The organism is Streptomyces pallidus (ex Mingjun et al. 2026) (genome assembly GCF_051550185.1).
Classification (GTDB): Bacteria; Actinomycetota; Actinomycetes; order Streptomycetales; family Streptomycetaceae; genus Streptomyces.
Genome location: NZ_CP196181.1, coordinates 5755229 through 5770729 on the forward strand (window position 1 = coordinate 5755229; position 15501 = coordinate 5770729).

Annotated in this window: 12 protein-coding genes; 11 read left to right on the forward strand and 1 reads right to left on the reverse strand. The window is 71.9% G+C overall.

Going from position 1 to position 15501, the window contains the following annotated elements; genetic code table 11:
• The first annotated feature begins 104 nt into the window (after positions 1 to 104).
• The 11 genes from uvrC to pgi all read left to right on the forward strand — a co-directional run bounded on the left by uvrC (position 105) and on the right by pgi (position 14514).
• The gene (gene uvrC / locus ACSHWO_RS25500; RefSeq protein WP_361087852.1) at positions 105 to 2156 is read left to right on the forward strand and encodes an excinuclease ABC subunit UvrC; all 2052 of its coding nucleotides are present in this window, start codon (positions 105 to 107) and stop codon (positions 2154 to 2156) included.
• On the forward strand, positions 2153 to 3100 hold the full coding sequence (gene rapZ / locus ACSHWO_RS25505; protein ID WP_438315258.1) for an RNase adapter RapZ: 948 nt from the start codon (positions 2153 to 2155) through the stop codon (positions 3098 to 3100). Before uvrC ends, rapZ begins: the two co-directional genes overlap by 4 nt.
• Entirely contained in the window at positions 3097 to 4167 is a 1071-nt protein-coding gene (locus tag ACSHWO_RS25510) for a gluconeogenesis factor YvcK family protein (protein WP_438315261.1), read from the forward strand. The genes rapZ and ACSHWO_RS25510 overlap by 4 nt, the downstream gene beginning before the upstream one ends.
• Positions 4158 to 5147, forward strand: a complete 990-nt coding sequence (whiA, locus tag ACSHWO_RS25515; RefSeq protein WP_360626588.1) for a DNA-binding protein WhiA — start codon at positions 4158 to 4160, stop codon at positions 5145 to 5147. The genes ACSHWO_RS25510 and whiA overlap by 10 nt, the downstream gene beginning before the upstream one ends.
• A gap of 305 nt (positions 5148 to 5452) precedes the next feature.
• Positions 5453 to 8416, forward strand: coding sequence for a M14 family zinc carboxypeptidase (locus ACSHWO_RS25520; protein WP_438315265.1), 2964 nt, complete (start codon positions 5453 to 5455; stop codon positions 8414 to 8416).
• A 209-nt stretch (positions 8417 to 8625) separates the two neighbouring features.
• Positions 8626 to 9630, forward strand: a complete 1005-nt coding sequence (gap, locus tag ACSHWO_RS25525; RefSeq protein ID WP_385806600.1) for a type I glyceraldehyde-3-phosphate dehydrogenase — start codon at positions 8626 to 8628, stop codon at positions 9628 to 9630.
• 147 nt (positions 9631 to 9777) lie between these two features.
• The gene (locus ACSHWO_RS25530; RefSeq protein WP_438315269.1) at positions 9778 to 10989 is read left to right on the forward strand and encodes a phosphoglycerate kinase; all 1212 of its coding nucleotides are present in this window, start codon (positions 9778 to 9780) and stop codon (positions 10987 to 10989) included.
• 6 nt (positions 10990 to 10995) lie between these two features.
• Complete coding sequence (tpiA, locus tag ACSHWO_RS25535; RefSeq protein ID WP_361087833.1) at positions 10996 to 11772, forward strand: triose-phosphate isomerase; 777 nt, start codon at positions 10996 to 10998, stop codon at positions 11770 to 11772.
• 172 nt (positions 11773 to 11944) lie between these two features.
• A complete protein-coding gene (gene secG, locus ACSHWO_RS25540; RefSeq protein WP_361087830.1) occupies positions 11945 to 12175 on the forward strand; it encodes a preprotein translocase subunit SecG in 231 nt (76 codons plus the stop codon).
• Positions 12176 to 12370: 195 nt separating this feature from the next.
• Positions 12371 to 12706: an RNA polymerase-binding protein RbpA gene (locus tag ACSHWO_RS25545; RefSeq protein ID WP_007263454.1), complete on the forward strand. Its 336-nt coding sequence runs from the start codon at positions 12371 to 12373 to the stop codon at positions 12704 to 12706.
• Positions 12707 to 12858: 152 nt separating this feature from the next.
• On the forward strand, positions 12859 to 14514 hold the full coding sequence (pgi, locus tag ACSHWO_RS25550; RefSeq protein WP_438315275.1) for a glucose-6-phosphate isomerase: 1656 nt from the start codon (positions 12859 to 12861) through the stop codon (positions 14512 to 14514).
• 150 nt (positions 14515 to 14664) lie between these two features.
• Here pgi and pgl read toward each other — a convergent pair whose 3' ends face one another.
• A complete protein-coding gene (gene pgl / locus ACSHWO_RS25555) occupies positions 14665 to 15447 on the reverse strand; it encodes a 6-phosphogluconolactonase (protein WP_361087826.1) in 783 nt (260 codons plus the stop codon).
• Positions 15448 to 15501: the final 54 nt, after the last annotated feature.

Consider the following 15501-nt stretch of genomic DNA (forward strand, 5'->3'; position numbering starts at 1 on the left):
GCGAGGCTGCGCCGACGGCTCGGTGTCCGGTGGACAGGGGGAGGCCCTGCGAGGTGGGGGCGCGGGGCGTTCGGGTTGTCGGTGGGCGACAGTAGGGTGGCGGCATGGCCGACCCTTCCAGCTACCGCCCCCAGCCGGGGCAGGTCCCCGACTCCCCGGGCGTCTACCGCTTCCGTGACGAGCACCGCCGGGTGATCTACGTCGGGAAGGCCAAGAGCCTGCGCCAGCGCCTGGCGAACTACTTCCAGGACGTCGCCGGGCTGCACCCCCGTACCGCCACCATGGTCACCACCGCCGCCTCCGTGGAGTGGACCGTGGTGTCCACCGAGGTCGAGGCCCTCCAACTGGAGTACTCCTGGATCAAGGAGTACGACCCCCGGTTCAACGTGAAGTACCGGGACGACAAGAGCTACCCCTCCCTCGCCGTGACCATGAACGAGGACTTCCCCCGGGTCCAGGTCATGCGCGGGCCCAAGAAGAAGGGCGTGCGGTACTTCGGGCCGTACGCGCACGCCTGGGCCATCCGCGAGACCGTCGACCTGATGCTCCGGGTGTTTCCGGTGCGCACCTGCTCCGCCGGCGTGTTCAAGCGGTCCGCGCAGATCGGCCGCCCCTGCCTGCTCGGCTACATCGGCAAGTGCTCCGCGCCCTGCGTCGGCCGGGTCAGCGCCGAGGAGCACCGGGAACTGGCCGAGGACTTCTGCGACTTCATGGCCGGGCGGACGGGCGCGTACCTCTCCCGCCTGGAGCAGCAGATGCACGAGGCCGCCGAGGAGATGGAGTACGAGAAGGCCGCCCGGCTGCGCGACGACATAGGGGCGCTGCGCCGCGCCATGGAGAAGAACGCGGTCGTGCTCGCGGACGCCACCGACGCCGACCTGATCGCGGTCGCCGAGGACGAGCTGGAGGCCGCCGTGCAGATCTTCCACGTGCGGGGCGGCCGGGTCCGCGGCCAGCGCGGCTGGGTCACCGACAAGGTCGAGGCCGTCGACACGGCCGGGCTCGTCGAGCACGCCCTGCAGCAGCTGTACGGGGAGGAGACCGGCGAGGCCGTCCCCAAGGAGGTACTGGTCCCGGCCCTGCCCGAGGACGACGCCGCCCTCGGCCAGTGGCTCGCCGCGCGGCGCGGCTCCCTGGTGAGCCTGCGGGTTCCGCAGCGCGGGGACAAGAAGGCCCTGATGGAGACCGTCCACCGCAACGCCCTGCAGGCCCTGGCCCTGCACAAGACCAAGCGCGCCGCCGACCTGACCACCCGCTCCCGGGCTCTGGAGGAGATCGCCGAGGCCCTCGACCTCGACAGCGCCCCGCTGCGCATCGAGTGCTACGACATCTCCCACCTCCAGGGCGACGACGTGGTGGCGTCGATGGTCGTCTTCGAGGACGGGCTCGCCCGCAAGAGCGAGTACCGGCGTTTCCAGATCAAGTCCTTCGCGGGGCAGGACGACGTCCGCTCGATGCACGAGGTGGTCTCCCGCCGCTTCCGCCGCTACCTCCAGGAGAAGCTGAAGACCGGCGAGTGGGCCCCCGAGGACGAGGACGGCCCCGGGGCGCAGGAGATCTCCGCGCAGGACGACGGGCGCCCCAAGCGCTTCGCCTACCCGCCGCAGCTCGTCGTCGTCGACGGCGGGCAGCCCCAGGTGGCCGCCGCCCGGCGGGCCCTGGAGGAGCTCGGCATCGACGACGTCGCCGTGTGCGGGCTGGCCAAGCGGCTGGAGGAGGTGTGGCTGCCCGGCGAGGACGACCCCGTCGTCCTGCCCCGCACCAGCGAGGGCCTGTACCTGCTCCAGCGGGTACGTGACGAAGCCCACCGTTTCGCCATCCAGTACCAGCGGAGCAAGCGAGGCAAACGGCTCAAGGCGGGGCCCCTGGACGAGGTGCCCGGGCTCGGCGACACGCGCAAACAGGCCTTGATCAAGCACTTCGGTTCGGTGAAGAAGCTCCGGCAGGCGACAATCGACCAGATCTGCGAGGTCCCGGGCATAGGACGCAAGACGGCCGAGACCGTGGCCGCGGCCCTCGCCCGGGCGGCCCCCGCCGCTCCTGCCGTCAACACGGCGACGGGGGAGATCATTGAGGATGAGACCCCCGCGTCCGCGGTGGGGGTACCGCCCAGCGGCAGCTGGGGGACGTCGTCCGAACGGGGGACCGATCAATGACCGAGCACGAGACCGAGTACGACCGAGACGGAGCACAGGTGAGTACGGGCACGACACCAGAGCCCGGCGAGAGCGCCGAGGCCGCCATCCCCGAGCTGGTGATCATCTCCGGGATGTCCGGGGCCGGCCGCAGCACCGCGGCGAAGTGCCTGGAGGACCTCGGCTGGTTCGTCGTGGACAACCTCCCGCCGGCGCTGATCCCCACCATGGTGGAGCTCGGCGCCCGCTCGCAGGGCAACGTGGCGCGGATCGCCGTCGTCGTCGACGTCCGCGGCCGCCAGTTCTTCGACGCCCTGCGCGAGGCCCTCGCCGACCTCGAACTGCGCGGGGTGACCCGGCGCATCGTGTTCCTGGAGTCCTCCGACGAGGCCCTGGTGCGCCGCTTCGAGTCCGTCCGCCGCCCGCACCCGCTGCAGGGCGAGGGCCGCATCGTCGACGGCATCGCCGCCGAGCGCGACCTGCTGCGCGAGCTGCGCGGCGACGCCGACCTGGTGATCGACACCTCCAGCCTGAACGTGCACGAGCTGCGCGCCAAGATGGACGCCCGGTTCGCCGGCGACGAGGAGCCCGAACTGCGGGCCACCGTCATGTCCTTCGGCTACAAGTACGGCCTGCCCGTCGACGCCGACCTCGTCGTCGACTGCCGTTTCATCCCGAACCCGCACTGGGTGCCCGAGCTGCGCCCCTTCACCGGGCTGAACCCCGAGGTGTCGGGCTACGTCTTCAGCCAGCCCGGCTCCAAGGAGTTCCTGGACCGCTACACGGAGCTGCTCCAGCTCATCGCCGCGGGCTACCGCCGCGAGGGCAAGCGGTACGTGACCATCGCCGTCGGCTGCACGGGCGGCAAGCACCGCAGCGTCGCCATGTCCGAGAAGCTCGCCGCCCGCCTCGCCTCCGAAGGGGTCGAGACCGTCGTGGTCCACCGGGACATGGGGCGCGAGTGACCGGACGCACCCTGAGGCTGCGCCGCCTGCGCCGCCTCACCCCGGGGCGGGGCGAGGGCATCGCCGGCCGCACCGCGCCGCGTCGCGGCGCGGTCCCCAAGGGGGCCGCCCCCAAGGTCGTCGCGCTCGGCGGCGGCATGGGGCTGTCGGCCTCCCTGGCCGCCCTGCGCCGGATCACCGGCGAACTCACGGCCGTGGTCACCGTCGCGGACGACGGCGGCTCCAGCGGCCGGCTGCGCGAGGAGCTCGGCGTGCTCCCGCCCGGCGACCTCCGCAAGGCACTGGCCGCCCTGTGCGGCGACGACGACTGGGGTCAGACCTGGGCGCGCGTCATCCAGCACCGCTTCCAGTCCGCCGGCGACCTCCACGAGCACGCGGTGGGCAACCTGCTCATCGTGGCCCTGTGGGAGCAGCTCGGCGACCCCGTCCAGGCCCTTGACCTGGTCGGCAGGCTGCTCGGCGCGCAGGGCCGGGTGCTGCCGATGTCGGCGGTACCGCTGGAGCTCCAGGCCATGGTCAGGGGCCACGACCCGGCCCGGCCCGGGGACGTCGACACCGTCCGCGGGCAGGCCACCGTCGCCACCACCCCCGGCGAGGTGCTGTCCGTGCACGTCGTGCCGAGCGACCCGCCGGCCGTGCCGGAGGCCGTCGCCGCGGTCCTGGACGCGGACTGGGTGGTGCTGGGCCCCGGTTCCTGGTTCTCGTCCGTGATCCCGCACCTGCTGGTGCCGGAGCTGCTGGACGCGCTGATGGAGACCAAGGCGCGGCGGGTCCTCTCGCTGAACCTGGCTCCGCAGCCCGGCGAAACAGAGGGCTTCTCTCCGCAGCGTCATTTGGAGGTTTTGGCCCGACACGCCCCTAAACTCGCCCTGGACGTGGTGCTGGCCGACCAGGCCGCCGTGCCCGACCGCGAGTCCCTCGCCGATGCCGCGCAGCGCTTCGGCGCCGCGGTCGAGCTGGCGCGGGTGGCCAGGGAGGACGGCTCCCCGAAGCACGACCCGGAGCTGCTGGCCGCCGCGTACGACCGTATTTTTCGGATGCATGGAAGGATCGGCCCATGGCGATGACGCCAGCGGTGAAGGATGAGATCTCCCGGCTCCCCGTCACCCGGACCTGCTGCAGGAAGGCGGAGGTCTCGGCGATCCTTCGGTTCGCGGGCGGGCTGCACCTGGTGAGCGGCCGGATCGTCATCGAGGCGGAGCTGGACACCGGGATCGCCGCCCGCCGCCTGCGCAAGGACATCCTGGAGATTTTCGGCCACTCGTCGGACCTGGTGGTCATGGCCCCCGGCGGTCTGCGCCGCGGCAGCCGGTACGTCGTCCGGGTCGTGGCCGGGGGGGACCAGCTGGCGCGCCAGACGGGGCTCGTGGACGGCCGCGGCCGCCCCATCCGGGGTCTTCCCCCGCAGGTGGTCTCCGGGGCCACGTGTGACGCGGAGGCGGCCTGGCGCGGGGCCTTCCTGGCCCACGGCTCGCTCACCGAGCCGGGCCGGTCCTCCTCCCTGGAGGTCACCTGCCCCGGCCCGGAGGCCGCGCTGGCCCTGGTGGGCGCCGCCCGCCGGCTCTCCATCGCCGCCAAGGCGCGCGAGGTGCGCGGCGTGGACCGGGTCGTCGTCCGCGACGGCGACGCCATCGGCGCCCTGCTGACCCGGCTCGGCGCCCACGAGTCGGTGCTCGCCTGGGAGGAGCGGCGGATGCGCCGCGAGGTCCGCGCCACCGCGAACCGCCTCGCCAACTTCGACGACGCCAACCTGCGCCGCTCGGCGCGGGCCGCCGTGGCCGCCGGGGCCCGCGTCCAGCGTGCCCTGGAGATCCTCGGCGAGGAGGTCCCCGAGCACCTCGCCGCCGCGGGCCGGCTGCGCATGGAGCACAAGCAGGCCTCCCTGGAGGAGCTCGGTGCGCTCGCCGACCCGCCGCTGACCAAGGACGCGGTCGCGGGCCGGATCCGGCGCCTGCTCGCGATGGCCGACAAGCGGGCCCAGGACCTCGGCATCCCCGGCACGGAGTCGAACCTCAGCGACGAGATGGCCGACAACCTGGCCGGATGAGCCGCCGCGGCGGGGCCGACGGTGGTGTGGCAGCGCCCCTCCGGGGGTGCGGGGAACCGCGCGTCGGCCACAACGGGTCCGCAGTCGGTCGCCGACCCGTCGCAGCAGCTCCCGCTGAGCGCTCGGCAGCCCTGCTGCCCGTACGCCGAGCGGCAGGGGTCCGCACGTCGCAGTCCGCGTCACGTGCCGGCCCCTGCCGCGCGGCGGCTCAATCCCACGAGGCCCCATTGACATGAACATGGGCTCTCGTGAGCCTGTCGTGCACACCATTTCGCTTTCGTGGCTGACGACGCCCAGGGGGGCACATGAGGCACCTCACGAGATCGATCCTCGCCGCCGGCGCACTCCTCTTAGGCACCACCCTGGCCGCCCTCCCGGCGGCCCATGCGCGCCCCGCGGCGGACACCGCCCCGGGCGCCGACACCGATACCGACGACGTACGCGTCTACGAGGCCGACGTCACCAAGGAGCAGATCCCCCTCGTCCTCGCCGCCGGCCAGGACGCCCACGAGCTCACCGAGCGCGCCCCGCAGACGGGTACGGCCCGCGTCGAGCTGATCCTCACCCCCTCCCAGGCCGGGAAGCTCTCCGCCCGCGGGATCCGGCTCGCCGAGCGGCGGGTGGGGCAGTCGGCCCGCGCCCAGGCCCCCGGCGACGGGGTCTTCCGCCCGTACAGCGGCAAGGGCGGCCTCCAGGAGGAGGTCCTCAGGACGGCCCAGGAGCACCCGGCCCTGACGAAGGTCGTCTCCATCGGCAAGACCGTCCAGGGCAAGGACATCCTCGCGCTGAAGGTCAGCAAGGACGCCGACCGCGTCCGCGACGGCGGGAAGCCGTCCGTGCTGTACATGTCCAACCAGCACGCCCGCGAGTGGATCACCCCCGAGATGACCCGGCGGCTGATGCACCACACCCTCGACAACTACGGCAAGGACCCGCGGATCACCGCCCTGGTGGACTCCACCGAGCTGTGGTTCCTGCTCTCCGCCAACCCCGACGGGTACGACTACACCCACGCCCCCGACGGCAAGCGGCTGTGGCGCAAGAACCTGGCCGACAACAACGGCGACGGGAAGACCACCACCGGGGACGGCGTCGACCTCAACCGGAACTTCACCTACAAGTGGGGCTACGACAACGAGGGTTCCTCGCCGAACCCGTCGAGCGAGACCTACCGCGGCCCGCGGGCCTCCTCCGAACCCGAGACCGTCGCCCTCGACCGGTTCGAGAAGCGCATCGGCTTCCGGTACGCGGTCAACTACCACTCCGCCGCCGAGCTGCTGCTCTACGGGGTGGGCTGGCAGGTGGCCACAGGCACTCCGGACGACGTCGCCTACAAGGCGCTGGCCGGCACCCCGGAGAACCCGGCCGTCCCCGGCTACCACCCGCAGCTGTCGTCGGAGCTCTACACCACCAACGGCGAGGCCGACGGCCACGCGTCCAACGTCAACGGCATCATGATGTTCACGCCGGAGATGACGACCTGCCAGACGGCGTCCGCCAGCGATCCGAACGACCGCTGGCGGCCCGAGGACTGCCGCTCCGGCTTCACCTTCCCCGACGACGAGAAGCTGATCCAGGCGGAGTTCGCCAAGAACGTCCCCTTCGCCCTCGCCGTCGCCGAGAGCGCCACCCGCCCCGACCGCCCGAAGTCCCCGGTGGGCCTGACCGCCGCCGACTTCACCCTCGACCCCTTCACCACCTCCTACGCGGTCCGCGGCCAGGACCAGCCGGTCTCCGTCACGGCCCGCAAGGCGCTGAAGGACAAGCGGCTCACGTACCGCATCAACGGCGGCCGGACGCACGACGCGGGACTGCGCGCCTGGAAGGGCGGCTCCGTCTACGGCGGCGAGGACAACAACTGGTTCGACCAGTACCGGGCGCAGGTGGACGGCGCCGGACCCGGCGACCGCGTCGAGGTCTGGTTCACCGGCCGCGACGAGTCCGGCCGGAAGGTCTCCAGCGAGCACTTCACGTACACCGTGGCCCAGCGGCCCCGCGCCGACGTGCTGGTGATCGCCGAGGAGGGCGCCACGGCCCGGCACGCGCAGACCTACGTCGACGCCCTGCGCGCGGCCGGCCGGTCCGCGGCCGTCTGGGACGTGGCCGAGCGCGGCGCCCCGCACCACCTCGGCGTCCTCTCCCACTTCCGCACCGCCGTCCACTACACCGGCGCCGCCGAGCCCGGCGGCGCCACCCAGCTCGCCGTGCGCGACTTCCTCAACGAGGGCGGCCGGCTGGTCGAGGCCGGCGAACTGGCCGGCGGCGACGCCCAGGTCGGACCCGCCCTGACCGACGACTTCAGCCAGTACTACCTCGGCGCGTACGGTCGCGCCGGAGCCCGCGGCGCCACCGGCTTCAACGGCGCCGGAGCCCTGGCCGGCGCCCAGGGGCCCGTGGACGACGCGGCGGGCAACCCGCTGGACACCCCCGGCGCGTACACGGTGACCTCCGAGGCCCTGCCCCCGGCGCAGTTCCCGCAGTTCAAGAGCGCGCAGGGCGGCAGCTACGCCGGCGTCGTGAACCCGTACGCCCCCTACACCGGCACCGGGATGGCCGCGGCCGCCCACGCCGACGACGACTGGAAGCGGCTGACCCGCACCATCGACCTCACCAAGGTCACCGCGGCCGCCCGGCCGCAGCTCAAGGCCGCCCTCCACTGGAACACCGAGCTCGGCTACGACCACGCGGTCCTGGAGGCCCGCACCGCCGGCGCGGAGGACTGGACCACGCTGCCCGAGGCCGGCGGCCTCACCCGCTCCCAGGTCCCGGCGGACTGCGCCGCCGGCTTCTTCCTCGGCGGCCACCCGTTCCTCGGCCACTACCTGACCCTCGGCGCCGACGGCTGCACCGCAACGGGCAGCAGCGGCGCGTGGCACAGCTTCACCGGGTCCTCCGACGGCTGGAAGCAGGTCTCCTTCGACCTGAGCGCCTACGCGGGGAAGACGGTCGAGCTCTCCTTCTCCTACATCACCGACGGGAGCGAGGGCGGCCGCGGCGTCTTCCTCGACGACGCGCGCCTGTCCGTCGGGTCGGTGGACCAGGCCACTGACGGTTTCGAGGGCTCCCCGGGAGCCTGGACGGTGCGGGCCGGACCCGCCGGAAGCCCCGACGTCCCGGGCGACTGGTCCGTCTCCGGCGAGCTGTTCAAGTCCTACGCATCGGTCACCACGCGTAACACCGTCCTGCTCGGATTCGGTCTGGAGCACCTGTCGACGGCGCGGGACCGTGCCGTACTGATCGGTAAGGCGCTCCGTTCGCTGCACCACTGATCGAAGGCCCGACCGCAGCTCACCGTGCGTGACGGGGGCCGAGGCCCGAGGGTTCCGCACCGGCCTCCCGGTGCGGGCCCCGGGGGCGTGTCAGCCCTTGGACGATGTCACTCGCAAGCTCACGGAGAGGTAGGGTCGTAAGCGGTCGGGGACATCCCATTTACAGCTCGCCGGCGCACAGACCGGCGCACCAACGAGGAGATCGGTTCGTGACGATCCGCGTAGGAATCAACGGTTTTGGCCGCATTGGCCGCAACTACTTCCGAGCTCTCCTGGAGCAGGGGGCGGACATCGAGATCGTCGGTGTCAACGACCTGACGGACAACGCCACCCTGGTGCACCTCCTCAAGTACGACAGCATCCTCGGCCGCCTCAAGCAGGAGGTCACGCACACCGAGGACACCATCACGGTCGGCGGCAACACCTTCAAGACCTTCGCCGAGCGCGACCCCGCCAACCTCCCCTGGGGCGAGCTGGGCGCCGACATCGTCATCGAGTCGACCGGCATCTTCACGAAGAAGGCCGACGCCGCCAAGCACCTCGCCGCCGGCGCGAAGAAGGTCCTCATCTCGGCTCCGGCCAAGGACGAGGACATCACCATCGTGATGGGCGTCAACCAGGACAAGTACGACGCGGCGCACCACCACGTCATCTCCAACGCCTCCTGCACCACCAACTGCGTGGCGCCGATGGCCAAGGTCCTCGACGAGAACTTCGGCATCGTCAAGGGCATGATGACCACGGTCCACGCGTACACGAACGACCAGCGCATCCTGGACTTCCCGCACTCGGACCTGCGCCGCGCCCGCGCCGCCGCCGAGAACATCATCCCGACCTCCACCGGTGCCGCCAAGGCCACCGCCCTGGTCCTCCCGCAGCTCAAGGGCAAGCTGGACGGCATCGCCATGCGCGTCCCGGTCCCCACCGGCTCGGTCACCGACCTCGTCATCGAGCTGGACCGCGAGACGACCAAGGAAGAGATCAACACCGCCTTCCAGAAGGCCGCCGAGGGCCAGCTGAAGGGCATCCTGGACTACACCGAGGACCCGATCGTCTCCTCCGACATCGTGAACTGGCCCGCCTCCTGCACGTTCGACTCCTCCCTGACGATGGTCCAGGGCAAGCAGGTCAAGGTCGTCGGCTGGTACGACAACGAGTGGGGCTACTCCAACCGCCTCGTCGACCTCACCGTCTTCGTCGGCGGTCAGCTCTAAGGTTCGTCGGGCACCAAAGCCGAACACGAAGATGTGAGCACAGGGTCCGCGCAGCGCGATGAAGCGTTGTACGGGCCCTGTTGCTTGCCTGTCCCACCCACCCCGCACCGGGCACCGCCGGTGCCGGGGGACAAGGAGTAGAAACAGATGAAGACGATCGACGAACTCCTCGCCGAGGGCGTCTCCGGCAAGAGGGTCTTCGTGCGCGCGGACCTCAACGTGCCGCTCGCCGGTGACAAGATCACCGACGACGGCCGCATCCGCGCCGTGCAGCCGACCATCGCGAAGCTCGCCGAGGCCGGCGCCCGCGTGGTCGTCGCCTCGCACCTGGGCCGCCCGAAGGGCGCCCCGGACCCGGCCTTCTCCCTCGCCCCGGCCGCCCAGCGGCTCGGCGAACTGCTCGGCGCCGAGGTGGCCTTCGCCACCGACACCGTCGGCGCCTCGGCCCGGGAGACCGTCGCGAAGCTCGCCGACGGCCAGGTCGCCGTCCTGGAGAACCTGCGCTTCAACGCCGGCGAGACGTCCAAGGACGACGCCGAGCGCGGCGCCTTCGCCGACCAGCTCGCCGAGCTGGCCGACGTCTACGTCGGCGACGGCTTCGGCGCCGTCCACCGCAAGCACGCCTCGGTCTTCGACCTGCCGGCGCGCCTCCCGCACGCGGCCGGCTTCCTGATCGCCACCGAGGTCGGCGTCCTGAAGAAGCTGACCGCCGAGGTCAAGCGCCCCTACGTCGTCGTCCTGGGCGGCGCCAAGGTCTCCGACAAGCTCGCCGTCATCGACGAGCTGCTCGGCAAGGCCGACCGCCTGCTGATCGGCGGCGGCATGGCGTACACCTTCCTGTACGCCAAGGGCTACGAGGTCGGCATCTCCCTGCTCCAGAAGGACCAGGTGGAGAAGGTCAAGGAGTACATGGCCCGGGCCGAGGCGAACGGCGTCGAGCTCGTCCTGCCGGTCGACATCCTCGCCTCCTCGGAGTTCCCCGACCTCAAGGGCAAGACCCCGGCCGAGTACGTCACCGTCGACGCGGACAAGATCCCCGCCGACAAGGAGGGCCTGGACATCGGTCCCAGGACCCGTGAGCTGTACGCTTCGAAGATCGCCGACGCCGAGACCGTCTTCTGGAACGGCCCGGTGGGCGTCTTCGAGCACCCCGACTACGCCGGCGGCACCCGCGCGATCGCGCAGGCCCTCGTCGACAGCCCCGCGTTCACCGTCGTCGGCGGCGGTGACTCCGCCGCGGCCGTGCGTACGCTCGGCTTCGACGAGAACGCTTTCGGCCACATCTCTACCGGCGGCGGCGCCTCCCTCAAGTACCTCGAGGGCAAGTCGCTCCCCGGCATCGCTGCACTGGAGGTCTGACCCCGCATGACCACGCGCACCCCGCTGATGGCGGGCAACTGGAAGATGAACCTCAACCACCTCGAGGCCATCGCCCACACCCAGAAGCTCGCCTTCGCCCTCTCCGACAAGGACCACGACGCCGTCGAGGTCGCCGTCCTCGTGCCCTTCACCGACCTGCGCTCGGTGCAGACGCTGGTCGAGGGCGACAAGCTGAAGATCAAGTACGGCGCCCAGGACATCTCGGCGCAGGACTCCGGCGCCTACACCGGCGAGATCTCCGGCCCGATGCTCTCGAAGCTGAAGTGCACGTACGTGGCCGTCGGCCACAGCGAGCGCCGCCAGTACCACGGCGAGACCGACGAGATCTGCAACGCCAAGGTCAAGGCCGCGTTCCGCAACGGCCTCACCCCGATCCTGTGCGTCGGCGAGGGCCTCGACGTCCGCAAGGCCGGCAACCAGGTCGCGCACACCCTCGCCCAGGTCGACGGCGGTCTCAAGGACGTCCCGGCCGACCAGGCCGAGACCGTCGTGATCGCCTACGAGCCCGTCTGGGCCATCGGCACCGGCGAGGTCGCCACCCCCGAGGACGCCCAGGAGGTCTGCGGGGCCGTCCGCGGCCGTCTCGCCGAGCTGTACTCCCAGGAGCTGGCCGACAAGGTCCGCATCCAGTACGGCGGCTCGGTCAAGGGCGGCAACATCGCGGCGATCATGGCCCAGCCGGACGTCGACGGCGCCCTCGTGGGCGGTGCGTCCCTCGACGTGGACGAGTTCGTCAAGATCGTCCGGTTCCGGGACCAGTAGTCGCGCCGGGTCCGCACGCAGGCCGGACGCTCGCGGCAGCGAGTAGGCGGCGGGGCGGATCCGTCGTACTCTTGCGGGGGCCAGGGGGCTGAACCAGCAGCCACTGGCCCCCGCGCACGTCCAGCACAGCCGGAAGCCAAGAGAAGCCAGAAAGTAGGAACCAGCCGTGGTTATGGGGTTCTCGATTGCCCTGATCGTGTTCAGCGCCCTGCTGATGCTGCTCGTGCTGATGCACAAGGGCAAGGGCGGCGGCCTCTCGGACATGTTCGGCGGCGGCATGCAGTCGTCGGTCGGCGGCTCCTCGGTCGCCGAGCGCAACCTCGACCGCATCACCATCGTGGTCGGTCTGCTGTGGTTCGCGTGCATCGTGGCGCTGGGCCTGCTCACCAAGTCGTCGGGCTGACCCGTTCGGGAAGCCGTCGGTTCTCGCCATTCGGCCCGTCCGGCCGGCCCCGCCCTGCCTATCATGAAGACGGCGTCCGCAGCCTGGAGTGAGTAACTCCATTTGCTGGACGTCCGTTGGGCCTTACGTAGACTGGGGCGCCCGCGGCGGAATCCACTCACGCTTCGCGGCACCATCACGCAGGGAGTTACGACCGTGGCAAGTGGCAACGCGATCCGGGGCAGCCGGGTCGGGGCGGGGCCGATGGGCGAGGCGGAGCGCGGTGAGTCCGCACCCCGCCTGCGCATCTCGTTCTGGTGCTCCAACGGGCACGAGACGCAGCCCAGCTTCGCCAGCGACGCGCAGGTGCCGGACACCTGGGACTGCCCGCGCTGCGGGTTCCCGGCCGGGCAGGACCGGGACAACCCCCCGGCGCCGCCCCGCACCGAGCCCTACAAGACGCACCTGGCGTACGTACGGGAGCGGCGCACGGACGCCGACGGCGAGGCGATCCTCGCCGAGGCGCTCGCCAAGCTCCGCGGCGAGATCTGACGAACGCGCGGTGACGATGTGACAGGGGCCCGGCCCGCAGGAGTGTTCTCCTGCGGGCCGGGCCCCTTCGCATGCGGTGGGCCCCCTTCCGATCCCTTAAGTTGGTGATCGGCGGGGCACGACAGGACGGAAGAAACGGGTTGATGTCCGAAATGAACGCAGACAGCCGTGTGAGGCTCAACCGGACCCCCGAGTGGCTTGCCCTCGGCAAGCACCGGGAAGAGCTCGGACAGACGCATCTGCGCGAACTGTTCGAGGCGGCGCCGGGCCGGGGCGCGGACTACACGCTGCGGGTCGGGGACCTGCACATCGACTACTCCAAGAACCTCGTGACGGACGAGACGCTGGCGCTGCTGCGCGAGCTGGCGGACGCGACCGGCGTGGCCGCACTGCGCGAGGCCATGTTCCGCGGCGAGAAGATCAACACCACCGAGGACCGGGCCGTCCTGCACACCGCGCTGCGCGCCGCCCCCGACGCGGTCATCGAGGTGGACGGCGAGAACGTCGTCCCCCGTGTGCACGCCGTCCTCGACAAGATGGCCGCGTTCAGCGACCGCGTCCGCTCGGGGGAGTGGACCGGCTTCACCGGCGAGCGCATCACCAACGTCGTCAACATCGGCATCGGCGGCTCCGACCTGGGCCCGGCCATGGCCTACGAGGCGCTGCGCGCCTTCACCGACCGCGACCTGACCGTGCGCTTCGTCTCCAACGTGGACGGCGCCGACCTGCACGAGGCGGTGCGCGACCTCGACCCGGCGCGGACCCTGTTCATCATCGCCTCCAAGACCTTCACCACCATCGAGACCATCACCAACGCCGAATCGGCGCGCGCCTGGCTGCTCGACGGCCTCGGCGGCGACCAGGCCGCCGTGGCACGGCACTTCGTGGCGCTGTCCACCAACGCCGAGAAGGTGTCGGACTTCGGCATCGACCCGGCCAACATGTTCGAGTTCTGGGACTGGGTCGGCGGCCGCTACTCCTTCGACTCGGCCATCGGCCTCTCCCTGATGATCGCGATCGGCCCCGGCCGCTTCCGCGAACTCCTGGGCGGCTTCCGGCTGATGGACGAGCACTTCCGTACCGCGCCCGCCGAGCAGAACGCCCCGCTGCTGCTCGGCCTCCTCGGGATCTGGTACGGGGCCTTCCACGACGCCCAGTCGCACGCCGTCCTGCCCTACAGCCACTACCTGTCGCGGTTCACCGCCTACCTCCAGCAGCTCGACATGGAGTCCAACGGCAAGTCCGTGGACCGCGACGGCCGCCCGGTGGACTGGCAGACCGGCCCGGTCGTGTGGGGCACGCCCGGCACCAACGGGCAGCACGCGTACTACCAGTTGATCCACCAGGGCACGAAGGTGATCCCGGCGGACTTCATCGGCTTCGCCCACCCCGTGGCCGAACTGCCCCCGGCGCTGGCCGCCCAACACGACCTGCTGATGGCGAACTTCTTCGCGCAGACGCAGGCGCTGGCCTTCGGCAAGACCGCGGACGAGGTCCGCGCCGAGGGCGTGCCGGAGGCCCTCGTCCCGCACAAGACCTTCCGCGGCAACCACCCGACGACCACGATCCTGGCCGCCGAGCTGACCCCGTCGGTCCTGGGCCAGCTGATCGCGCTGTACGAGCACAAGGTGTTCGTCCAGGGCGCCGTCTGGAACATCGACTCCTTCGACCAGTGGGGCGTGGAGCTCGGCAAGGTCCTGGCCAAGCGGGTGGAGCCGGCCCTGACCGAGGGCGCCGACGTCCCGGGCCTCGACGCCTCGACCCGCGGCCTGGTGGCCACGTACCGCTCGCTGCGCGGCCGTTCCTGACCCCGGCGGCGGCCGCCCGTGGCCGTCCGCCGTCCGCGACACGCGCCGAGGGCCCGCCCCTCCCGGTGGAATCCGGGAGGGGCGGGCCCTCGTGCATGCGGGCGGGGACGGCGGCGGATCCCGCCCCGGGTCGGCCGGGGCCGCCCGGGGTCAGGCCGAGGCCGGCGGGTACATGCCCGCCGGGAGCTTCGCCGCCGCGGCCCGGTCCAGCAGCCACAGGGTGCGCGAGCGCCCGTACGCCGCCGCGGCCGGGGCCTGCAGCTCGCCGGCCCCGCCGAGTGCGATCGCCACCGCGCCCGCCTTGTCCTCGCCCGCCGCCAGCAGCCACACCTCGCGGGCCGCGCGGATGGCCGGCAGGGTCAGCGAGACGCGGGTCGGCGGCGGCTTCGGGGCACCGTGGACGCCGACGACCATGCGGTCGGTCTCGCGCGCCGCCGGGTGCTCCGGGAACAGCGAGGCCACGTGCGTGTCCGGGCCGACGCCCAGCATCAGCACGTCGAAGCGGGGCACCGGACCGTGGTCCTCCGGCTCCGCGGCCCGGCGCAGCTCCTCCGCGTACGCCGCGGCCGCCGCGTCCACGTCACTGCCGTACGGGCCGTCCGAGGCGGGCATCACGTGGACCCGCGCCGGGTCCACCGGGACCGCGTCGAGCAGCGCCTCCCGGGCCTGGACGTGATTGCGCTCGGGGTCGTCGGCCGGGACGTACCGCTCGTCGCCCCACCACAGGTCAAGGCGGGACCAGTCGACCGCGTCCCGGGCCGGGGCCGCCGCGAGCGCCGCGAGGAGCCCGTTGCCGTTGCGGCCGCCCGTGAGGACCACCGAGGCGCTGCCGCGGGCCGCCTGCGCGTCCACGATCTTCGTGATGAGCCGGGCGGCCGCGGCCTGGGCCATCAGCTCCTTGTCCCGGTGGACGACGACCTGGGGAGTCGTCATACCCATGTTGTTGCCGCCTTCTTCGTCAGGAAATGGCTCGGCCGCCGACCGGAC

Bases quoted from the DNA above. Each gene is read 5' to 3' on its own strand.
- uvrC (WP_361087852.1), top strand. From the start codon at position 105: ATGGCCGACCCTTCCAGCTACCGCCCCCAGCCGGGGCAGGTCCCCGAC.
- rapZ (WP_438315258.1), top strand. From the start codon at position 2,153: ATGACCGAGCACGAGACCGAGTACGACCGAGACGGAGCACAGGTGAGT.
- whiA (WP_360626588.1), top strand. From the start codon at position 4,158: ATGGCGATGACGCCAGCGGTGAAGGATGAGATCTCCCGGCTCCCCGTC.
- ACSHWO_RS25520 (WP_438315265.1), top strand. From the start codon at position 5,453: ATGAGGCACCTCACGAGATCGATCCTCGCCGCCGGCGCACTCCTCTTA.
- ACSHWO_RS25530 (WP_438315269.1), top strand. From the start codon at position 9,778: ATGAAGACGATCGACGAACTCCTCGCCGAGGGCGTCTCCGGCAAGAGG.
- tpiA (WP_361087833.1), top strand. From the start codon at position 10,996: ATGACCACGCGCACCCCGCTGATGGCGGGCAACTGGAAGATGAACCTC.
- secG (WP_361087830.1), top strand. From the start codon at position 11,945: ATGGGGTTCTCGATTGCCCTGATCGTGTTCAGCGCCCTGCTGATGCTG.
- pgi (WP_438315275.1), top strand. From the start codon at position 12,859: ATGAACGCAGACAGCCGTGTGAGGCTCAACCGGACCCCCGAGTGGCTT.
- pgl (WP_361087826.1), bottom strand. From the start codon at position 15,447: ATGACGACTCCCCAGGTCGTCGTCCACCGGGACAAGGAGCTGATGGCC.